Raw genomic sequence first — 854 nt, forward strand, 5'->3', positions numbered from 1 at the left:
TTGCACTTAGAAATTTAGTGGTCAAATCATTGTCCCTTTTGCTATGCAGTGACAAGCCCCACTGCTTAACTTTCTTTCCGGTGGCAGCGCGAAAGCGTCATTCGCTTTAGCCCTCGAGGTTTCGCGGAACTGCTTTTTTTGTCCGTCCGTGGGCAACGAAAGTAACATCTTCCTCAATCCGTTTTTCAGTGACTTCGGTGCGGTCTTTTTCGCGCCAACTCACGTTAATCGAAAGATGTCAGTTCTGTCAGCTATCAAGCACGGCGTGGTGGTAGTAATTTAGTTTGTGGCAAACAATGAGCACCTTGGTACAAATAAGAGAATAGGGCGTAGGCAACTAACAAACTACTCAAGTGGACGCCATAAGCTTGGCGGTTTTGGTTTGAAGTTAAGTGCGCTTGGTAAGTTAATCGTAAGCGCCACTTAGCAGGGCGTTAGTTGCACTTAGAAATTTAGTGGTCAAATCGTTGTCCCTTTGGCTATGCAGCGACAAGCCTCACTGCTTAACTTTCTTTCCGGTGGCAGCGCCAATTAGCCGTTCGCTTTAGCTGTCGAGGTTTCGCGGCACTGCTTTTTGTGTTCGTCCGTGGGCAACGGAAGTGACATCTTCCTCACCCCGTTTTTCAGTGACTTCGGTGGTGTCTTTTTCGCGCCAACTCGCATTAATCAAAAGATGTCAGTTCTGTCAGCTATCAAGTACGGCGTGGTGATAGTAATTTGGTTTACAGCAACCAATGAGCATCTTGGTGCAAATAAGAGAATAGGGGCGTAGGCAACTAACAAACTACTCAAGTGGACGCCATAAGCTTGGCGGTTTTGGTTTGAAGTCAAGTGCTCTTGGTAAGTTAATCGTT

General features: G+C 46.6%; 1 protein-coding gene. It reads right to left on the minus strand.

The genetic code is table 11. The annotated features are described in order from the left end of the window. Nucleotides 1-666 precede the first annotated feature (666 nt). On the minus strand, nucleotides 667-854 hold a 188-nt coding region (locus MD535_RS25695), incomplete at its 5' end, for a hypothetical protein (RefSeq protein WP_265678121.1).

Origin of the sequence: Vibrio qingdaonensis (assembly GCF_026191675.1) — a bacterium.
GTDB classification, from domain to species: domain Bacteria; phylum Pseudomonadota; class Gammaproteobacteria; order Enterobacterales; family Vibrionaceae; genus Vibrio; species Vibrio qingdaonensis.